Source organism: Rhizobium sp. BK049 (assembly GCF_014193135.1).
In the GTDB taxonomy this organism is placed as follows: domain Bacteria; phylum Pseudomonadota; class Alphaproteobacteria; order Rhizobiales; family Rhizobiaceae; genus Rhizobium.
Genome location: NZ_JACHYV010000025.1, coordinates 95,200 through 113,081, shown reverse-complemented (window position 1 = coordinate 113,081; position 17,882 = coordinate 95,200). Strand labels below are relative to the sequence as shown.

Annotated in this window: 17 protein-coding genes; 10 read left to right on the top strand and 7 right to left on the bottom strand. The window is 59.9% G+C overall.

Annotation, left to right across the window (positions count from 1 at the left end):
* Nucleotides 1–102: 102 nt before the first annotated feature.
* Complete coding sequence (gene cysE / locus FHT70_RS23520; RefSeq protein WP_183705179.1) at nucleotides 103–951, bottom strand: serine O-acetyltransferase; 849 nt, start codon at nucleotides 949–951, stop codon at nucleotides 103–105.
* Nucleotides 952–1,304: 353 nt separating this feature from the next.
* Here cysE and FHT70_RS23515 point away from each other — a divergent pair, with 353 nt between their 5' ends.
* From FHT70_RS23515 to FHT70_RS23485, 7 genes are all read left to right on the top strand, one after another.
* On the top strand, nucleotides 1,305–2,723 hold the full coding sequence (locus FHT70_RS23515) for an FAD/NAD(P)-binding protein (RefSeq protein WP_183705177.1): 1,419 nt from the start codon (nucleotides 1,305–1,307) through the stop codon (nucleotides 2,721–2,723).
* Nucleotides 2,724–2,959: 236 nt separating this feature from the next.
* Entirely contained in the window at nucleotides 2,960–3,772 is an 813-nt protein-coding gene (locus FHT70_RS23510; protein WP_183705175.1) for a MetQ/NlpA family ABC transporter substrate-binding protein, read from the top strand.
* The gene (locus FHT70_RS23505; RefSeq protein WP_246721951.1) at nucleotides 3,769–4,896 is read left to right on the top strand and encodes an ATP-binding cassette domain-containing protein; all 1,128 of its coding nucleotides are present in this window, start codon (nucleotides 3,769–3,771) and stop codon (nucleotides 4,894–4,896) included. The genes FHT70_RS23510 and FHT70_RS23505 overlap by 4 nt, the downstream gene beginning before the upstream one ends.
* On the top strand, nucleotides 4,877–5,530 hold the full coding sequence (locus tag FHT70_RS23500) for a methionine ABC transporter permease (protein ID WP_085779756.1): 654 nt from the start codon (nucleotides 4,877–4,879) through the stop codon (nucleotides 5,528–5,530). The genes FHT70_RS23505 and FHT70_RS23500 overlap by 20 nt, the downstream gene beginning before the upstream one ends.
* A gap of 8 nt (nucleotides 5,531–5,538) precedes the next feature.
* Nucleotides 5,539–6,777 carry an SfnB family sulfur acquisition oxidoreductase gene (locus FHT70_RS23495; protein ID WP_246721949.1) on the top strand — a complete coding sequence of 413 codons (1,239 nt, stop codon included), beginning with the start codon at nucleotides 5,539–5,541 and terminating at the stop codon, nucleotides 6,775–6,777.
* Between the two features lie 2 nt (nucleotides 6,778–6,779).
* Nucleotides 6,780–8,012: an SfnB family sulfur acquisition oxidoreductase gene (locus tag FHT70_RS23490; protein ID WP_210282930.1), complete on the top strand. Its 1,233-nt coding sequence runs from the start codon at nucleotides 6,780–6,782 to the stop codon at nucleotides 8,010–8,012.
* 11 nt (nucleotides 8,013–8,023) lie between these two features.
* Complete coding sequence (locus FHT70_RS23485) at nucleotides 8,024–9,373, top strand: LLM class flavin-dependent oxidoreductase (RefSeq protein WP_183705169.1); 1,350 nt, start codon at nucleotides 8,024–8,026, stop codon at nucleotides 9,371–9,373.
* Between the two features lie 117 nt (nucleotides 9,374–9,490).
* On the opposite strand, the gene FHT70_RS23480 is transcribed toward FHT70_RS23485, so the two are convergent.
* The 5 genes from FHT70_RS23480 to ccmA form a co-directional block, all read right to left on the bottom strand.
* On the bottom strand, nucleotides 9,491–10,099 hold the full coding sequence (locus tag FHT70_RS23480; protein WP_183705167.1) for a DsbE family thiol:disulfide interchange protein: 609 nt from the start codon (nucleotides 10,097–10,099) through the stop codon (nucleotides 9,491–9,493).
* Nucleotides 10,096–10,263, bottom strand: coding sequence for a heme exporter protein CcmD (ccmD, locus tag FHT70_RS23475; protein WP_097598197.1), 168 nt, complete (start codon nucleotides 10,261–10,263; stop codon nucleotides 10,096–10,098). The genes FHT70_RS23480 and ccmD overlap by 4 nt, the downstream gene beginning before the upstream one ends.
* Nucleotides 10,264–10,266: 3 nt before the next feature.
* Nucleotides 10,267–11,028, bottom strand: coding sequence for a heme ABC transporter permease (locus FHT70_RS23470; protein WP_183705165.1), 762 nt, complete (start codon nucleotides 11,026–11,028; stop codon nucleotides 10,267–10,269).
* 47 nt (nucleotides 11,029–11,075) lie between these two features.
* On the bottom strand, nucleotides 11,076–11,735 hold the full coding sequence (ccmB, locus tag FHT70_RS23465) for a heme exporter protein CcmB (protein ID WP_085779749.1): 660 nt from the start codon (nucleotides 11,733–11,735) through the stop codon (nucleotides 11,076–11,078).
* 97 nt (nucleotides 11,736–11,832) lie between these two features.
* Nucleotides 11,833–12,477 (bottom strand): heme ABC exporter ATP-binding protein CcmA, encoded by a 645-nt coding sequence (ccmA, locus tag FHT70_RS23460; RefSeq protein WP_183705163.1) that lies wholly within the window; start codon nucleotides 12,475–12,477, stop codon nucleotides 11,833–11,835.
* A gap of 261 nt (nucleotides 12,478–12,738) precedes the next feature.
* On the opposite strand from ccmA, the gene acnA reads away from it, so the two are divergent.
* From acnA to FHT70_RS23445, 3 genes are all read left to right on the top strand, one after another.
* Nucleotides 12,739–15,429 (top strand): aconitate hydratase AcnA, encoded by a 2,691-nt coding sequence (gene acnA / locus FHT70_RS23455; RefSeq protein ID WP_097598193.1) that lies wholly within the window; start codon nucleotides 12,739–12,741, stop codon nucleotides 15,427–15,429.
* 345 nt (nucleotides 15,430–15,774) lie between these two features.
* On the top strand, nucleotides 15,775–16,515 hold the full coding sequence (locus FHT70_RS23450) for a thioredoxin family protein (RefSeq protein ID WP_085779746.1): 741 nt from the start codon (nucleotides 15,775–15,777) through the stop codon (nucleotides 16,513–16,515).
* A 298-nt stretch (nucleotides 16,516–16,813) separates the two neighbouring features.
* Nucleotides 16,814–17,215 (top strand): DUF2794 domain-containing protein, encoded by a 402-nt coding sequence (locus FHT70_RS23445; RefSeq protein WP_085779745.1) that lies wholly within the window; start codon nucleotides 16,814–16,816, stop codon nucleotides 17,213–17,215.
* Between the two features lie 6 nt (nucleotides 17,216–17,221).
* Here FHT70_RS23445 and FHT70_RS23440 read toward each other — a convergent pair whose 3' ends face one another.
* Nucleotides 17,222–17,779, bottom strand: coding sequence for a GNAT family N-acetyltransferase (locus FHT70_RS23440; RefSeq protein ID WP_183705161.1), 558 nt, complete (start codon nucleotides 17,777–17,779; stop codon nucleotides 17,222–17,224).
* Between the last annotated feature and the right edge of the window lie 103 nt (nucleotides 17,780–17,882).

Genomic DNA, 17,882 nt, shown 5'->3' with positions numbered 1-17,882 from the left:
TCTGGGCTTACTCGCCGACACCATCAAGCCAGAGGAATGCGCCAACTACTTCTCAAATGCGGGCTATGCTTCCGTCAAAACATGAAAGGCTCTAGAACGTCTCTATATCGTATATTCCGGTTCAGATAAGGTCTGGTCCATCGTGATGCCGGGCAGATTGAAATGGCGCTTGCCGACCTGTCTCGCCGGAACGCCGGCTACCGATCTGTAGGCTGCTACGGCATTTACGACAACGCTTCCTGCGCCAACCTTGGCGCCGACGCCGATTTCGATGTTGCCGAGGATCTTGGCGCCTGCTCCGATCAGCGCGCCACGCCGGACCTTGGGGTGTCGGTCGCCGGTCTCCTTGCCCGTTCCTCCCAATGTGACGTTCTGGAGGATCGATACGTCGTCTTCGACGATGGCTGTCTCACCGATGACCAAGCCGCTCCCGTGATCGAGCATGATGCTCCTGCCCATCTTGGCGGCGGGATGAATGTCGACGCCAAAGACTTCAGAAATGCGGCTCTGGATGTGGCGCGCCAGATGGAGGCGGTCATGATGCCAGAGCCAATGGGCGACACGTTGTCCCTGCAGGGCGACAAAGCCCTTGAAATATAGAAATGGCGTCAGGATTTCCGTATTCGACGGATCGCGCTCCTTGATCGCCGTCAGGTCCGCAGCGGCATCCGCAACGATATTGCGATTGGCGATCAAGGCCTGCGCGATTACCGCCAGCAGTTCGTCCTGGTCGAGGTCGTGGTTGGCCAGTTTGATTGCGACCCGCTGGGCGAGCGCCTGGGCGAAGCTCGCATAATAAAGCACTGCCGAATTCATGGCGCGTGTGAGTGCGGGGTCCTTGGCCAAAGCATTGACGGCCTCCGCGCAAAGGGCCTGCCAAATCGCGGCAACCTGAGGCGAAGCAACTGGCTCTGTCGACAGATTGCTCAAGCTGACCAATGGAGCCGCCATGCTACCTTCCTCTTGCAGCCCATGCCAGGACCCGCAAGAGAGACGTTAAGCCAATCCTCGCTGGAATTGATGGTTCAAGAATTCCGCAGATCAACGCAGTTGTTCTAAATTCCTCTCTTTTTTCGGCGTGGCCGGGAATTAATTTCCAATCGTCCATCTCCCGCATCTTCATTGCTTCAGAAGGCGCGAAGCAGCCAGTCGGCAAGGGAACAGCGGTCCTGCCGCACGCCGACGCCACGTTGTCAACCGAGCGCGTCGAATAGTGCTTGCGTTCGGAACAGTATTTTCTATTATTTTAGTGGAGAATTACGCGGCGCTCGTTCCGGGCGCTCACACGCAGAAGGAGCCGATGAATGACTCTTCTCTCGTCACGTTCTTCGAGGCCGGATGGCCAGAAAGCCGACCATCTCGCACGGATTGCGATCGTCGGCCGGGGCTTTACCGGAATCATGACCGCAATCGCTCTTTTCAAGAGAGTCGATCACCCTTTCCATCTGGTGATGTTCGACCCGCGCGCAAAGATCGATATCAGCGAAGGCATCAGCCAGCCTGCGTCGACTGTGCTTACCAGCCGCGTTCGCGATCTTTCCGTCGATCCCGCGCTGCCCGACGATTTCCGTCGCTGGCTGGAAAGAGATGATACATGGCGCGATCGCCTCACCTCAGACCCTGCCGGTCTCGAGCACGCCTTCGTTCCCGGAGAAATCTTCAGCAGCTATGTCTATAAACGCTTCTCCGAAGCTCTGACAGATCGGCCCGATGTCGTCGTGCAGTTTGGTTCGGATGCGATTACGGCGATCGGCAGGCATCCGGCCGGGGGATATTCGGTCTTCGCAGGTGCCGAGCAGCCGACCCGCTTCGATGCCGTTTTTCTCGCCACCGGTTATGGTCTGCGTGAAACTTCGGATGTGGCGCTTGCCGATGCTGCGCAAAGCGCTGTCGTGATCGGGAGTGGCATTCATGCGGTCGACAGGGCGCTCGGGCTGCTGGCTGATTCCAGGATTTCCCATGTCACGCTGATCTCGGAATCGGGGTTCCTGCCTCAGTCGCATGCTCCCGCTGCGGTGGGATCGGTCGTCACGGACCAGCCCGTGCCGAAGACGCTGCGCGGTGCTTTCCGCTACCTACGCGAGGCCGCGCGCAGAGCCGACGTGGAAGGTTCGGGATGGCAGGGCGTCATGAACGGTTTTCGGTCACGCGCGCGAGACCTCTGGACTGGCCTGGCGCCGGAAGAGCGGGCACGGTTCAAACGTCATGTGAAGGCCGTTTACGACAGTCATCGCAATCGCTTGCCACCGGAGCACTATCAGCGCCTGCATCACGCAATCGCAAGCGGCGCGATTGCCGTGAGGAAGGGAAAGGTAAATTGCATCGCCACCAACGGCGTGCTGTTTTCGGCGCCGACCGGGCCGGAGGTCCTTCCCGCGGATCTGACGATCGACTGCCGCTTGCGGCCATCCGGGACCGATAGCCCACCCGTTCGTTCGCTTATTGTTGCGGGTCTGGCAACGAGGGACGAACTCGACATCGGCATCGTCGTAGATGAGTGCGGGCGGACCCGCGCGAACCCTTCGCATGGGGTGTTTGCGATGGGGCCACTCGGGCTGGGCAGCCTTCCAGATATTGATCTGGTACCCCAGATCGTTCAGCAAAGCCACGAGGCTGCGTCGGTGGTCGGCAATTTGATCGGCGAAGCCACCCAGGCAGTTTCAGTCCGGGGTGGTTTCCAATCACGCCATGCCGGACGAACCAACGATGACTGCATAATTTAGGGCAGCGGTCCCGCAAAAAGCCGATTTTTTTAGGCGGACGCAAATCTCCGGCCGCGGCGTAGTCATCGCCCTGACTGCCCTTCGGGCTTCCCGCCCGCCACCGCAAACGTCCGGATTGAATCGATGACTTTGGGTTGCGAAAATATTCTCGAAGCGAAAGCCATCTCGCAAAAATCATCTTTGTCTATCAATTTCACAGACAATACGTTGGTCCCTCGAAAACAAGAGGTCAACCAATGAAACTTACGCTTAGAACATTGCTTGTGGCTGTGGCCGCGCTGTCCTTCTCATTGCCTGCAACGGCGGCCACGTTGAAGGTCGGCGTTGTTCCTGGCGTATACGCGGACTCGATTGAAGCCTTGATTCCGGAGGCAAAGGCCAAAGGGCTCGATCTCGAAGTGGTCGAGTTCAGCGACTGGACGACGCCGAATATCGCGCTTCAATCCGGCGACATCGACGTCAACTATTTTCAGCACCAGCCGTTCCTCGACAATGCTACGAAGGAGCGTGGCTATGATTTCAAGAGCGCCGGCATTGGTGTGCTTGCTAACATCGGGCTGTACTCGCTCAAGTACAAGAAGTTCGAAGATATCCCCGAAAACGGCAAGGTTGCCATAGCGAATGACCCGGTTAACCAGGGCCGCGGACTTCTACTCCTCCAGCGGGCCGGCCTTCTCAAGCTCAAGGACGGCGTTGGGTTCAAGGGATCGCTTGACGACATCACTGAGAATCCAAAGAACCTGAGTTTCACCGAAGTCGAGGGTCCCCAGCTTGCGCGCGTCACTGGCGATGTTGATCTGGCTCAGGGGTACCCTCACTTTATCGTCGCCTCCAAGGCGTTCGATCCGAGTTCGGGCCTCCTCTACTCCGGTGTCGACGACAAGCAGTTCGCCATCATTTTTGCCGTAAAGTCCGACCGCGTGGAAGATCCGGCCGTCAGGGAGCTGGTCACTCTTTACCAGAATTCGCAGGCCGTGAAGGATGCGATCAACAAGGCGTTCGCATCCGACACGAAGCTCTACACGCTGCCTTGGGTGGCAACGAATTGACCGCCTTATCCGTAAGCCGGGTCGACCCAATCGAGGCACCTTCGCCGGAAAACGGGGAAGGCTTATCGGCCAATCCCGCGCGGGCAATCGCCGTCTCGTTCGACGGCGTGGGAAAGACCTATGACACACAAAAGGGCTCCGTCCACGCTCTCAAAGGCATTACGATAGACGTCGCACGAGGCTCGATCTTCGGCATCATAGGGCGCAGCGGAGCAGGGAAATCGAGCCTGCTCCGCACTGTGAATCGGCTGGAGACCGCGACCGAGGGCAGCGTCGTCGTAGACGGGGTTGACGTCCGGTCGCTAAGTGACGACGAACTCGTGACATTCCGACGCAAGGTCGGAATGATCTTTCAACACTTCAATTTGCTGTCGGCTAAAACCGTCTGGGGCAATGTCGCGCTCCCTCTGATAGTGGCGGGTGTGCCCAAGCTCGAAATTGACGAGCGCGTTGCTGATGTTTTGCGGCTTGTCGGCCTCGAAGGGAAGCAGGACGCCTACCCCTCGCGTTTGTCAGGTGGGCAGAAACAGAGGGTAGGGATCGCGAGGGCGCTGGTGAACCGACCTGAAATTCTCCTTTGCGACGAGGCGACCTCCGCGCTTGATCCGGAGACCACGCTCTCTATTCTCCAATTGCTCAAAGACATCAATCGCTCGCTCGGCATCACAATCCTGCTGATCACGCACGAGATGAGCGTCGTGCGTGAGATCTGTGATGATGTCGTTGTGCTCGAAGGCGGCCAGGTTGCCGAGGCTGGCAAGACCTGGGAGATTTTCAGCAAGCCCGGCCATGCAGCCACAAAGGCACTGCTCAAGCCGCTGGAGCCTGGTATTCCGCGCGATATCGCGGACCGGCTGACATCTGCGCGCGAGCATTTTTACCAACGGGCGCTCATTGAACTCACCTACGGGGGCAATGGGCGTGAGGGTATCAAGCTTCAGGAGTTGGCGAGGGTCGTCGGCTCATCGGTGCAGATCGTTCAGAGCATAGTGGACCGGATCCAAGGCCACGCGTACGGCCGGATACTTTTGACAACTGACGCAGACGATCAAGTCGGTCTCTCCAGATTCGAGGGACTTGCAGATAACGTAAGGATACTCGGCTATGTCCGCGATGATGTATGAGCGCCTCTGGCAGGCGCTGCTGGACACCGTTCTCATGGTGGGCACATCGGCTCTGATCGCACTGGCCGCCGGTATCCCGCTTGCAGTCTTCCTCGTTCTAGCTGCCCCAGGCGGGCTCATAAAGGCTCCTTATGCCCAACGCTCTTTGGCGGCAGTCATCAACGGTTTTAGAGCAACGCCATTCATCGTGTTGCTAGTCGCGCTGTTACCCCTCACTCGGTTGATTACCGGAACCACAATCGGGGTGTGGGCCGCGGTCGTGCCGCTTTCAATAAGTGCGACGCCGTTCTTCGCTAGAATTGCGGAAGTCAGCCTGCGCGAGGTCGATGGCGGGCTGATTGAGGCAGCCCAAGCCATCGGCTGCAGGAGATGGCATATCGTCAGGCACGTCCTGCTTCCGGAGGCGCTTCCCGGAATCGTCGGCGGCTTCACGATCACCGTCGTCAGCATGATCGGCGCCTCAGCGATGGCAGGTGCCGTGGGTGCAGGAGGCCTGGGTGATATGGCAATCCGGTACGGGTATCAGCGTTTTGACACGACCGTTATGGTGGCGGTAATCGTCGTGCTCATTGCCTTGGTATGTGTCGTACAGCTTGGCGGCGACGCTGTAGTACGCCGCCTGAAGGCACGATGAGGTCAATGATGGCTGACAATGTGTCTCATCGGCCGGTTGAAAATCGACTGCCGCGTCCGCCCGCAAAGCCGCATTTGATCACAAGCGACGTCGAGGCGCTGGCGATAGCGGAGAAATTGGCCGCGCATTTCAAAATCGAGGCGTCGTCGCGAGACCGCGAACGACGACTGCCTTGGGATGAGATAGAGGAATACACTGCGAGCGGTCTTGGCGGTATCACGGTTCCGCGCGAGTTTGGCGGCGCTGATGTCTCGTTGGTAACTGTCGCGAAGGTGTTCGAAATGCTGTGTGAGGCCGATCCATCCCTCGGCCAACTTCCGCAAAATCAGTTCGGCGTGCTCGCTTTGCTCCGTGATATCGGGGCCGAGACCCAAAAGACCCGCATTTTCGGTGACGTGCTCAACGGTCATCGGATCGGAAATGCCGGACCGGAGAAAGGCAGCCGGGTGGTTACGGCGAGCACAACTCGACTATCGATGGTCAACGGAGAGCCGAGGCTCACGGGGAGGCGTTTCTATTCGACCAGTGCAATATTCGCCCATTGGATTCCAACCCGTGCGGTTGATGACGACGATAACACAGTCCAGGTCTGGCTTCGTCGAGACCAGCCCGGTGTGAAGGTTGTCGACGACTGGTCTTCCTTCGGGCAACGGACAACGGCAAGCGGATCGGTCATCTTCGACGACGCAGCGGCCGATCCCGATCTTATTTTCCGGATGGCCGAGTTCAAGGACAGGCCGGGGCTCGCCGGTCCCACTTCGCAATTGATACAGGCCGCGATCGATTGCGGCATTGCTGGCGCGGCAATATCCGATGCGGTGTCCTTCGTTCGAGACCGGGCACGCCCTTGGGTCGATTTCGGCGGCGAGCGCGCCGCGGACGACCCGACTATCATCCACGAAATCGGAAACCTTTACACGAGCTACCACGCGGCGCAGGAGGTGCTCTATGAGGCCGCTGCCGCGCTAGATGAGATCGCGAGGCGGCCTGTGACCGAACGTTCCAGCGCAGAGGCTTCTGTAGCGGTGGCGAACGCAAAGATACTCACGACCGAAGTCGCGCTGGAGGCAAGCGAGATGCTTTTCGATCTAGCGGGTTCCTCGGCCACGCGCGCCTCCCACAATCTTGACCGCCATTGGAGGAATGCAAGAACGCACACTCTGCACGATCCGGTTCGTTGGAAGTATCACCTTGTGGGCAATTTCGAACTGAACGACATTTTTCCCAAGCGGCATCAATGGAACTAGTGATGAGTGATGAAGCAAAAGCTGCCGCGCCGGCCCCTCGGCCGTCAGGTGTCCCGCCGGTCATTGGTAGCCATGAGCAAGCCCTCGAAGTAGCCGATAAGCTCGCCGCCGGTTTTGCGGTGACGGCTTCCGAAAGGGATCGCGGTCGCGAACTTCCCTGGAGCGAGGTTGAACAGTTCTCCCAGAGTGGCCTTTGGGGTGTCACCGTTCCAAAGGAGTTCGGCGGCCCGGCGCTCGGCTCCAAGACGGTCGCGGATATCATATCGACGATCGGGGCGGCCGACGGATCGCTTTCGCAGATTCCTCAGAACCATTTCTATGCCCTTGAGGTGCTACGCGTCGGCGGAAGCTGGGAGCAGAAGCGCTTTTTCTACGATCGCGTCCTCGCCGGCGAGCGTTTTGGCAATGCGCTTGCGGAGATTGGCAATAAGGATTTCAAAAGAAGAACCTCCTTGCGCCAGGAGAACGGCGATTGGATCGTCAGCGGGCGCAAATTCTATTGCACCGGGGCGATCTTTGCGCATTGGATACCGACCCTTGCTGTCGCGCAGGAGGGAGGCGGGCAGGTCTCCTATCTGGTTATGGTTCCAAGAACATCGGACGGCGTCGCCGTCATCGACGACTGGGACGGCTTCGGGCAGCGCGTAACCGGCAGCGGCTCCGTGACGTTCGATAACGTTCGCGTCGAAGAACGGTGGATCATACCATTCCAGGCTTCGTTCGATACGCCGACTACGATCGGGCCTTTCGCCCAGCTGATGCACGCGGCCATTGATTACGGCATCGGCGTCGGAGCACATGAAGAAATGAAGCGCTTCGTCCGCGAGCGAGCCAGGCCGTGGATTGACGCCAATGTCGGTAGAGCCTCCGACGACCCGCTGACGGTCAGCGCAGTGGGCCAGGTGAACGTCAAGCTAAAAGCCGCCGCGGCATTGTTGCGTCGGGCATCCCGCTTTGTGGATGACGCACAATCCACGCCGACAGAAGCCACGGTAGCCGCGGCATCGGTGGCAGTAGCCGAAGCCAGAATTCTAACGACAAAAGCTGGTCTGCTGGCAGCAACGAAATTGTTCGAATTGTCAGGCACCTCCGCCACGGCGAGCGAGCTTAACCTCGACCGATACTGGCGCAATGTCAGAACGCACACACTCCACGACCCGGTCCGTTGGAAGCACCAGGCTATCGGAAACTATTACCTGAATGAGCGCGCCCCGCCGCGACACGGTGCCATCTAGGCGATTTTACGATGACAAAAAAACTGCTGATCAACGCGTTCAACATGAATTCGGTGGGCCACATCAATCACGGTCTATGGGCGCACCCGCGTGATCAATCCCACAAATACAAGACACTCGACTATTGGACGTCGCTTGCGAAGACGCTCGATCGCGGTCTTTTCGACGGAATTTTCCTGGCGGATATCGTTGGCGTCTACGATGTTTATCAGAGATCAGCCGATCTGACGCTCCGGGAATCGATCCAGCTGCCTGTCAATGATCCACTCTTGCTGATCTCGGCAATGGCGGCCGTGACACAACACCTTGGTTTCGGTGTCACCGTAAACGTGAATGGTGAGCCGCCCTATCTGTTTGCGCGCCGGATGTCGACCCTCGACCACCTTACCGGGGGTCGGCTTGGGTGGAACATCGTTACGGGCTATCTCGACAGTGCGGCGCGTGCGGTCGGGCAAGACGCGCAATCGGAGCATGACAGCCGATATGAGCGGGCCGACGAGTACCTCGAGGTCCTCTATAAGCTCTGGGAGGGGAGCTGGTCAGACGAGGCTGTCTTGCTGGACAAGGAAGGCCGCAGGTACGCAGATCCGAACAGAGTGAGGCCGGTCATGCACGATGGCCTCTACTACAAGGCCACCGGTTATCATTTGGCGGAGCCTTCCCCTCAACGCACGCCGGTCCTTTATCAGGCCGGCACCTCGGGTCGTGGAAAGGAATTCGCTGCGAAACACGCGGAATGTGTATTCATCACCGCAGTCGACAAGGCAGCCGCTCGCAAGACCGCGCGCGCCATCCGCGAGGGAGCGGTCAGTGCCGGTCGGAATGCCGACGATGTAAAGATATTCGTCGGCATAACGGTCATAACCGGCGCGACACGGAGCGCGGCGCAGGATCTATACCGGGATTATCTCAGCTACGCCAACCCCGAAGCCGGGCTGGCTCACTTTTCTGCTGGCACCGGGATCGACCTCTCCAGGTTCGGGCTGGACGAACCGATCTCCTACGGAACCTCCAACTCCATCCAATCTGTCACTCAGCTGGCGCAGGAGAAGCGTTGGACGAAGCGTCAGCTTTTGGAGGAACTCAAGATTGGAGGGCGCTATCCACTCATCGTAGGGGATGGCGACAGCGTGGCGTCGGAGATGATTTCGTGGATGGACGAGGGCGAGATCGACGGCTTCAATCTCACCAGAACTGTCGTTCCGGAGAGCTACGAGGATTTCGTCAATCATGTCGTTCCGAGATTACAGGAGCGCGGACGATACAAAACCGCTTATTCGGACGGTACGCTGAGGAAGAAGCTTTTCGGAGCAGGGGACCGACTGCCAGATCGGCATTTTGCTCGCTCGTTCGCGATCTGACCTTACATTTCGGTCGGCTCTCGACAGCAACAAGCAGTGAGTTGTTAGAATAGGATTTGGAAAGGCGGTGCGACAAGTGAAGCGCCTCCCTGTGGGGAGGGGTGTCCTGCCTGGTGACTACGACGCCGGCTTTCCCAGCGCCCTTTCCATCGCCGGATATAGGCCTTCCTTCAGGCTGATCTCGTCGAAGGGGCCGACGCGTTTGTAGAGGATGGTGCCGTCCGTGCCGACGAGGTAGCTTTCCGGAATGCCGTACACGCCCCAGTCGATCGCCGCCTTGCCGTTCGGATCGATTCCGATCGCCTGATAGGGATTGCCGAGTTCGCCGAGGAAGCGCAGGGCGTTCTCGTTCTTGTCCTTGTAATTGATGGCGACAATGTTTAGCCGGCCGTCTTTCGCCAGTTCCTTCAGGATAGGGTGCTCGTCGCGGCAGGGGATGCACCATGAGGCGAAGACGTTGACGAGGGTCAGCTTGCCGCTGACTGCGGCGTCGGTCAGCGCCGGCAGGTTGGCGCCCTCGAGCGGAGGAAGGCTCAGCGACGGCGCCTTGGTGCCGATCAGGGCGGACGGAATTTCGGCGATGTTCTTGCCGTGAAAATCCTGGTCGTAGAGCATCTTCGCGGCCGTCGCGGCAATGCCGCCGAACACGATCAGCGGCAGAAGCGCCAGTGCATAGCGGCCAAATCCACCTGGCTTGGCAGTTTTGGTATTGGGCGTCTCGGTCATTCGCCATCCTTTGGCCGCGCCGAGCGGCGGCGGATACCGGCGGCTTCGAGGCTTGCAAGCTCGCGGCGACGCGCCCGGCCGTCGGCCCAGGTCCACAGGATGACGGCGATCGTCACCAATGCGGCGATGCCATAGGATGCATAGACATAGAAGGCGTGCGTCACGGCCTATTCCTCCCGGCTCGCCATGCGGGCGGCGAGACGGCGCTGGGCGGCGACACGGCGGCGCCAGATCTCGTTTCTCATGGCTATGATATGCAGCGTGAAGAACAGCAGGGTGAAGGCGATCGCCATGACGAAAAGCGGGCGCAGGAATTCCGGATCAATCGCCGGGCCGCCAAGGCGCATCACGCTTGCCGGCTGATGCAGCGTGTTCCACCAGTCGACGGAAAACTTGATGATCGGGATGTTGACGAAGCCGACCAGGATGAGCACGGCGCAAACGCGCGCCGCCCGCGACGGATCGTCGATGGCGCGGCTCAGCGCAATGAGGCCGAGATACATCAGGAAGAGGATGAAGACGGAGGTGAGCCTCGCATCCCAGACCCACCAGGTGCCCCACATCGGCTTGCCCCAGAGCGAACCGGTGATGAGCGCAATCAGGGTAAAGGCGGCGCCGAGCGGGGCTGCTGATTTGGCGGAAACATCGGCGAGCGGGTGGCGCCAGACGAGCGTGCCGATCGCCGAGAGGCTCATGATCGTGTAACACATCATCGAAAGCCAGGCCGCGGGCACGTGGATATACATGATGCGCACGGTCTCGCCCTGCTGGTAATCGCCTTCGGTCGTGAAGCTCAGATAAAGACCGACCGCAAAACAGAGGGTGGTGATGCCGGCCATCCAGGGAATGATGCGGGCCGCCAGCGCCAGGAACCGCGTCGGGTTGGCGAGATCGCTGATTTTGCTGATGGCAAGGCTGGTTTGGCTCATGACCGCTTCCTTACCTTGATCCGGCTTTTCCCGCAATCGAATGGCTTTCAATCCGACGTGTTTCGCAGCGCAAGTGCGGCGGCGGCCGGGCCGATGACCGCGAAGAACAGCGTCAGTGCGATCAATATGAGGAAGGGCGGCAGAAATGGCGCCGGCTCCTCGACCGCGGCATAGGTCGCGCTGACGCCGAAGATCAGTACCGGAATGGTCAGCGGCAGCACGAGGATCGACACCAGCAGCCCACCGCGGGGCAGAGCGACGGCGACGGCAGCGCCGACGGCGCCGATGAAGGTGATCGCCGGCGATCCGACGAAGAGCGTCAGCACTGTGGCGCCGATCGCCCTCTCGTCCATGTTCATGAACAGGCCGAGCAGCGGCGAAGCGATGACCAGCGGCAGGCTGGTCGCGGTCCAGTGGGCGAAGCATTTGAGGAGCACGGTCAGGACCAGCGGCGTTTCCTGCATCAGCATCAAGTCGAGCGATCCGTCGTCGCGCTCGGCCTGGAACAGGCGGTCGAGGCCGAGAAGGGCGGCGAGCAGTGCGCCGATCCAGACGATGGCGGGGCCGATGCGGGAGAGAAGCTTGAGGTCAGGGCCGACGCCGAAAGGGATGACGGCGACGACGGTCAGGAAGAACAACACGCCGATCAGTGCACCGCCGCCGGCGCGGATGGAGAGTTTGAGGTCGCGGAGGAAGAGGGCGGTCATGCGGGGCGGCTCTCTTCAGGTGCTGTTGATGGGGCGATACCCCTCTCTGCCCTGCCAGGCATCTCCCCCACAAGGGTGGTAGCCACATCGAGAACCATCACCCCCACACCCCCTGATCCACACCGGCGAAGCCCGCCATCTTCATTTCCTGCACATTGTTCAATCCCAGCGGCTGATGCGTCGCCGCGAGCACGATGCCGCCCTTGGCTAGATGCGCCTCGATCAGTGCGGCAAACAGCCGGTCGGCGCTCGCATCCAGTGCCGCCGTGGGTTCATCGAGAATCCAGATGGGGCGGTGGGCGACGAGCAGCTTGGCGAAGGCGAAGCGGCGCTGCTGGCCGGCGGAGAGATAGCCGAAGGGAAGGTGGGTGATCCCCGAGAGGCCGACGGCTTCGGCGGCGTCTTCGAGAGGGAGGCCGGCGGCGCCCGGGCTGCTGAGGAAGGACTGCCAGAATTCCAAATTCTCCGCAACCGTAAGTTCATTCTTCATGGCATTTCGGTGGCCGAGGTAGTGGCTGACCTCGCCCGGAGGGCGGCCTTGCGGGCTCTCTTTATCGCGGAAGATGACAGTTCCCTTTTCGGGCTTCAGAAGACCGGCGGCAACGCGCAGCAAAGTGGATTTTCCCGATCCATTTTTGCCGGTCAGGACAAGGGCTTCTCCTGCTGTCAAGTGAAAGGAAATGTTTACGAAAATGAGATCCTCACCGCGCCTTGCAGCCAGATTTTCGGCGGTGAGTTGCATGCGTCGGCTCTTTCTTCGTTTCGGCTCACGGGAGGGTCAAAAAATCTCCGATTTTGACCGTGGTCGGGTATGGCAAGTTTTTAGGAAATTATCTATAAGACCGGCAACCACGCCAGCGGTCGGCGTGAATTTCATCCTTGCGCCGAACTTGGAGCATCTGCTTCACGTGCGGACAGCGGAAATGGCCGTACCCGCATCCTGATGTGCATTAAGTGCATAGGCGTTCGCACGACTGTGTTGGCTATCAGAACGGGGTTTCTCGTGTCTAAATCTCTTGACAGTTTCAATTGTCGTTCCACGCTTTCCGTGAACGGGAAGGACTATGTCTATTACAGCCTGCCCAAGGCTGAGGCAAACGGTCTGGCCGGCGTATCGAAGCTTCCCTATTCGATGAAAGTGCTGCTCGAAAACCTGCTGCGCTTCGAAGACGGCCAGTCGGTCACCAAGGAGCACATCCTCGCCGTTGCCGCGTGGCTGAACAACAAGGGTGCGGTCGAAAACGAAATCGCCTATCGCCCGGCGCGCGTGCTGATGCAGGACTTCACCGGCGTTCCCGCGGTCGTCGATCTGGCCGCGATGCGCGACGCGATGGTGTCGCTCGGCGGTGATCCCGAGAAGATCAACCCGCTCGTTCCCGTCGATCTCGTCATCGATCACTCCGTCATCGTCGACGAATTCGGCACGCCGCAGGCCTTCGCCAAGAATGTCGAGCTGGAATATCAGCGCAACGGCGAACGCTACCGTTTCCTGAAGTGGGGCCAGCAGGCGTTCAAGAATTTCCGCGTCGTTCCTCCGGGCACCGGCATCTGTCACCAGGTCAATCTCGAATATCTCGGCCAGACCGTCTGGACCAAGGAAGAGGACGGCGAGACGATCGCCTATCCCGACACCTGCGTCGGCACCGACAGCCACACGACGATGATCAACGGTCTCGGCGTTCTCGGCTGGGGTGTGGGCGGTATCGAGGCTGAAGCCGCCATGCTCGGCCAGCCGGTTTCGATGCTTCTGCCCGAAGTTATCGGCTTCAAGCTGACCGGCAAGCTCAAGGAAGGTGTCACCGCGACCGACCTCGTTCTGACCGTCGTGCAGATGCTGCGCAAGAAGGGTGTCGTTTCCAAGTTCGTCGAATTCTTCGGCCCCGGCATGGACAACATGCCGCTCGCCGACCGTGCGACGATCGGCAACATGGGTCCGGAATACGGCGCGACCTGCGGCTTCTTCCCGGTTGACGGCGAAACCATCAACTATCTCACCATGTCCGGCCGCACGCATGATCGCATCGCGCTTGTCGAAGCCTATTCGAAGGCCCAGGGCATGTGGCGCGAAGGCGACGGTTCCGACCTCGTCTTCACCGATACGCTGGAGCTCGACCTCGGCGACGTCGTGCCGTCGATGGCAGGCCCCAAGCGTCCGGAAGGCCGCATCGCGCTTGAAAACATCGCTTCCGGCTTCGCGACGTCGATGGAAGCCGACTACAAGAAGCCCGGGCAGCTCAACAACCGCTATGCAGTCGAAGGCACCGATTTCGATCTCGGCCATGGCGATGTCGCGATTGCCGCCATCACCTCCTGCACCAACACCTCCAACCCGTCGGTGCTGATCGCTGCCGGCCTTCTCGCCCGCAACGCCGTTGCCAAGGGGCTGAAGACCAAGCCGTGGGTCAAGACGTCGCTCGCGCCCGGATCGCAGGTCGTCGGCGAATATCTCGCCAAGTCGGGCCTGCAGGCCGACCTCGATAAGCTCGGCTTCAACCTCGTCGGCTTCGGCTGCACCACCTGCATCGGCAACTCCGGCCCGCTGCCGGCGCCGATCTCCAAGACGATCAATGACAAGGGTCTGATTGTTTCCGGCGTGCTCTCCGGCAACCGCAACTTCGAAGGCCGCATCTCGCCCGACGTCCAGGCGAACTATCTCGCTTCGCCGCCGCTTGTCGTCGCCTACGCTCTTGCCGGCACGGTCCAGAAGGACCTGACCAAGGAGCCAATCGGCGAAGACCAGAACGGCAAGCCGGTCTACCTCAAGGATATCTGGCCGACCTCGCACGAGGTGCAGGAGTTCATCCAGAAATACGTCACCCGCGAACTCTACGAAACCAAGTATGCCGACGTCTTCAAGGGTGATGCCAACTGGCAGGCCGTCCAGGTCCCGCCGGGCCAGACCTATGCCTGGGACGACAACTCCACCTATGTCCAGAACCCGCCCTATTTCGTCGGCATGGGCAAGAAGGGCACCGGCGTCTCCGACATCAAGGGCGCCCGCGTCCTCGGCCTGTTCGGTGACAAGATCACCACCGACCACATCTCTCCGGCCGGTTCGATCAAGGCGGCGTCGCCGGCCGGCGCATACCTCATCGGCCATGACGTTGCCGTTGCCGACTTCAACCAATACGGCACGCGGCGCGGCAACCATGAAGTGATGATGCGCGGCACCTTCGCCAATATCCGCATCCGCAATCACATGCTCGGCCCGAACGGCAAGGAAGGCGGCTACACGATCCACTACCCGTCGAAGGAAGAGACATCGATCTACGACGCCGCCATGCAGTACAAGGCCGAAGGCGTGCCGCTCGTCATCTTCGCCGGCGTCGAATACGGCAACGGCTCCTCGCGCGACTGGGCTGCCAAGGGCACCAACCTGCTCGGCGTCAAGGCCGTGATCGCCCAGAGCTTCGAGCGCATCCATCGCTCGAACCTGGTCGGCATGGGCGTCATCCCCTTCGTCTTCGAAGAGGGCACGACCTGGCAGAGCCTCGGCCTCAAGGGCGACGAGCTCGTCACCATCGAGGGGCTGGACAAGATCAAGCCGCGCGAGAGGAAGATCGCCAAGATCACCTATGGCGACGGCACGGTGAAGGAAGTTCCGCTGCTGTCGCGCGTCGATACGCTCGACGAGGTGATCTACCTCAACAATGGCGGCATCCTGCAGACGGTTCTGCGTGATCTCGCTGCCTGATTGTCGAGCATGATGCCGAAAAGTGTGAGCGGTTTTCGGAAAACATCATGCTCTGCTTCTTTGATGTAGATCCGGATTGAGATTTTAGGCCGAATCGGCCTGAAATCATCCGGATCTAGGAGATTGCTATGATAATGGCCGCCGGAGAGCAATTTCCGGCGGCTCCTCTTTGCGGCGACAGTATTCGATGGGGCTCACGATGATTTGTTTTCAGCGCTTTCCGGGCGAGCTACGTCTCACCCGTTCGTGACTTTTCGTTTGGACCCGGAAGGATTATTCGTACGTTCATGTCTCAGAGCCTTCGGTTCCTAAACGCCGCCGGCGCTGAAAAAGAGGTGCAGGTGAATGTCCCCCCGTTTCTTGATTTCGCTGATCGCCGGCGTTGCTTTTGCAGGCTCGCTGCATGCCGAAGACGGCAAGCCGAGAGGCGTCGTCGAGCTTTTCACGTCACAGGGCTGCTCCTCCTGTCCTCCCGCTGATGCCGCCTTCCGCAAGCTGGTGAACCAAGGCGATGTCATCGCGCTCGCCTATCACATCGACTACTGGAATTATCTCGGCTGGGCCGATACGCTGAGCTCGAAGGAAAATACCGAGCGGCAGTACGGCTATGCCAGGACGATGGGTCGCAGCAACGTCTATACGCCGCAAGCCATCGTCAACGGGCGCGGCCATTTGGCCGGCGCCGATCTCACCGGCATCAACAGCAAGATCGACACCTACAGCAGCGAAGGCAATGGGCTGACCGTTCCCATCAGCGCGGCGATGCGCGGCGACGAGCTGGAGATCAAGATCGGTGCCGGACAGGGCAAGGCCAATGTCGTCATGGTCTATTTCGACAAGGAGAAGACAATCGACGTTGAGAAAGGCGAAAACAGCGGAAAGAAGATCTCCTATCTGCACAGCGTCACCAACGTCGAAACCGTCGGCATGTGGGATGGCAAGGCGACCAGTCTGACGCTACCGGCGAGCGTCTTGCAGCGGCCGCAGCTCGAGGGCTGCGCAATCCTGCTACAGTCGGCCACGGCCGACGGCGATCCGGCGGCGATCCTCGGCGCGACCGTGGTGATGGCGGGAAAAAGCATCTGATATTTCACCCGAGTACGGGTGAAATGCGGGCGGCCCGGCCGAGCGTATTCGGGGCTGGGGTTAAGGTCGATACGCTCCGCCGGGCCCTTTGGCGCGCTGGCGCCAAACCGGGATGCATAAATCTCCCGCAAATGAGGCGCTGTTTTGACTGAAATGCGGCACAGGGGAGAAAGCATTGCTTGGTCCCCAGCGAACGTGACTGGACCTGCGGCGAATGTGAGGAGCGCCGCTCTTGCAATTTGCGGCGGCTCGGGCAAACTGTCACTCTCCTGTCACAAGCGGAGGCCTTGGAGACCTGATGACAGATCAGCCGGATTTGCGACACGGCGAAAGCCGCTCCGTCGACAATAGTTCCTCGGTCATCGTCGATCTCAGGGAATACAAACAAAGCAAGGACCCGCTTCCGGTGACTTTCCACCGGCGCGAGCTGGATGCGATCCTCTGGATCTACGGCCGCATGGTGGGCGAGGGGGAATGGCGCGATTACGCCATTGACCATCTGAAGGACAGAGCGGTCTTTTCCGTCTTCAAGCGCTCCGGCGAGATGCCGCTCTTCCGGATTGAAAAGAACCCGAAGCTTGCCGCCAAACAGGGTGCCTATTCCGTGATCAATATCAACGGCATGATCCTGAAGCGCGGACACGAGTTGAACCAGGTCCTCAAGGTATTCGACAAAACCTTGAAACTCGTGGACAAATAACTCTTATCAGCCCGCAAACAGCGTACCGGGGTAGGTGGAGGGATTCGGATCAGTTGTCATGCCCTCGCCGAGGCTGCGCTGCATGAGCATCGTGTCCAGCCAGTGGCCGTGCTTGTAGCCGGTGCCCTTCATCAGGCCGACCTCCACAAAACCTGCCTTCAGATGAAGCGCGATCGAGGCCGGGCTCGCGCCACCGATGACGGCCACCATCTGACGAAAACCAAGCGCGGTGCAGCGGTCGATCAGCTCGATCATCAGGGCCTTGCCGATGCCACGGCCGCGGGCTTCGGGGGCCAGGTAGATCGAATCCTCCACCATCCAGCGATAGGCGGGGCGGGTGCGGAAGGCCGACGCATAAGCGTAGCCCAGGAGTTTCCCGTCCCCATCGGCCGCGGCGATGTAGGGATATTGCTGACTAACTATCGCGGAAAAACGCTGGGCCATTTCGGCCTCGGAGGGCGGCGCAATCTCGTAGCTTGCAACGCCATTCAGGACCGAGTCACGATAGATCTCCGTGATGGCGGGGATGTCGGCTTGGGCGGCGTTGCGCAGGAGGAAGGACATCGAGGCGGCAGGTCCATCGGAAGAGCAGGCTCCTCTAAAATCATCCCTGCGAAACCGGCGCAACAAAAAAGGCGGCCGAAGCCGCCTTTTCGATCTCATTGCG

Bases quoted from the DNA above. Each gene is read 5' to 3' on its own strand.
- cysE (WP_183705179.1), bottom strand. From the start codon at position 951: ATGGCGGCTCCATTGGTCAGCTTGAGCAATCTGTCGACAGAGCCAGTT.
- FHT70_RS23515 (WP_183705177.1), top strand. From the start codon at position 1,305: ATGACTCTTCTCTCGTCACGTTCTTCGAGGCCGGATGGCCAGAAAGCC.
- FHT70_RS23510 (WP_183705175.1), top strand. From the start codon at position 2,960: ATGAAACTTACGCTTAGAACATTGCTTGTGGCTGTGGCCGCGCTGTCC.
- FHT70_RS23500 (WP_085779756.1), top strand. From the start codon at position 4,877: ATGTCCGCGATGATGTATGAGCGCCTCTGGCAGGCGCTGCTGGACACC.
- FHT70_RS23495 (WP_246721949.1), top strand. From the start codon at position 5,539: ATGGCTGACAATGTGTCTCATCGGCCGGTTGAAAATCGACTGCCGCGT.
- FHT70_RS23490 (WP_210282930.1), top strand. From the start codon at position 6,780: ATGAGTGATGAAGCAAAAGCTGCCGCGCCGGCCCCTCGGCCGTCAGGT.
- FHT70_RS23485 (WP_183705169.1), top strand. From the start codon at position 8,024: ATGACAAAAAAACTGCTGATCAACGCGTTCAACATGAATTCGGTGGGC.
- FHT70_RS23480 (WP_183705167.1), bottom strand. From the start codon at position 10,099: ATGACCGAGACGCCCAATACCAAAACTGCCAAGCCAGGTGGATTTGGC.
- FHT70_RS23470 (WP_183705165.1), bottom strand. From the start codon at position 11,028: ATGAGCCAAACCAGCCTTGCCATCAGCAAAATCAGCGATCTCGCCAAC.
- ccmB (WP_085779749.1), bottom strand. From the start codon at position 11,735: ATGACCGCCCTCTTCCTCCGCGACCTCAAACTCTCCATCCGCGCCGGC.
- ccmA (WP_183705163.1), bottom strand. From the start codon at position 12,477: ATGCAACTCACCGCCGAAAATCTGGCTGCAAGGCGCGGTGAGGATCTC.
- FHT70_RS23450 (WP_085779746.1), top strand. From the start codon at position 15,775: ATGTCCCCCCGTTTCTTGATTTCGCTGATCGCCGGCGTTGCTTTTGCA.
- FHT70_RS23445 (WP_085779745.1), top strand. From the start codon at position 16,814: ATGACAGATCAGCCGGATTTGCGACACGGCGAAAGCCGCTCCGTCGAC.
- FHT70_RS23440 (WP_183705161.1), bottom strand. From the start codon at position 17,779: ATGTCCTTCCTCCTGCGCAACGCCGCCCAAGCCGACATCCCCGCCATC.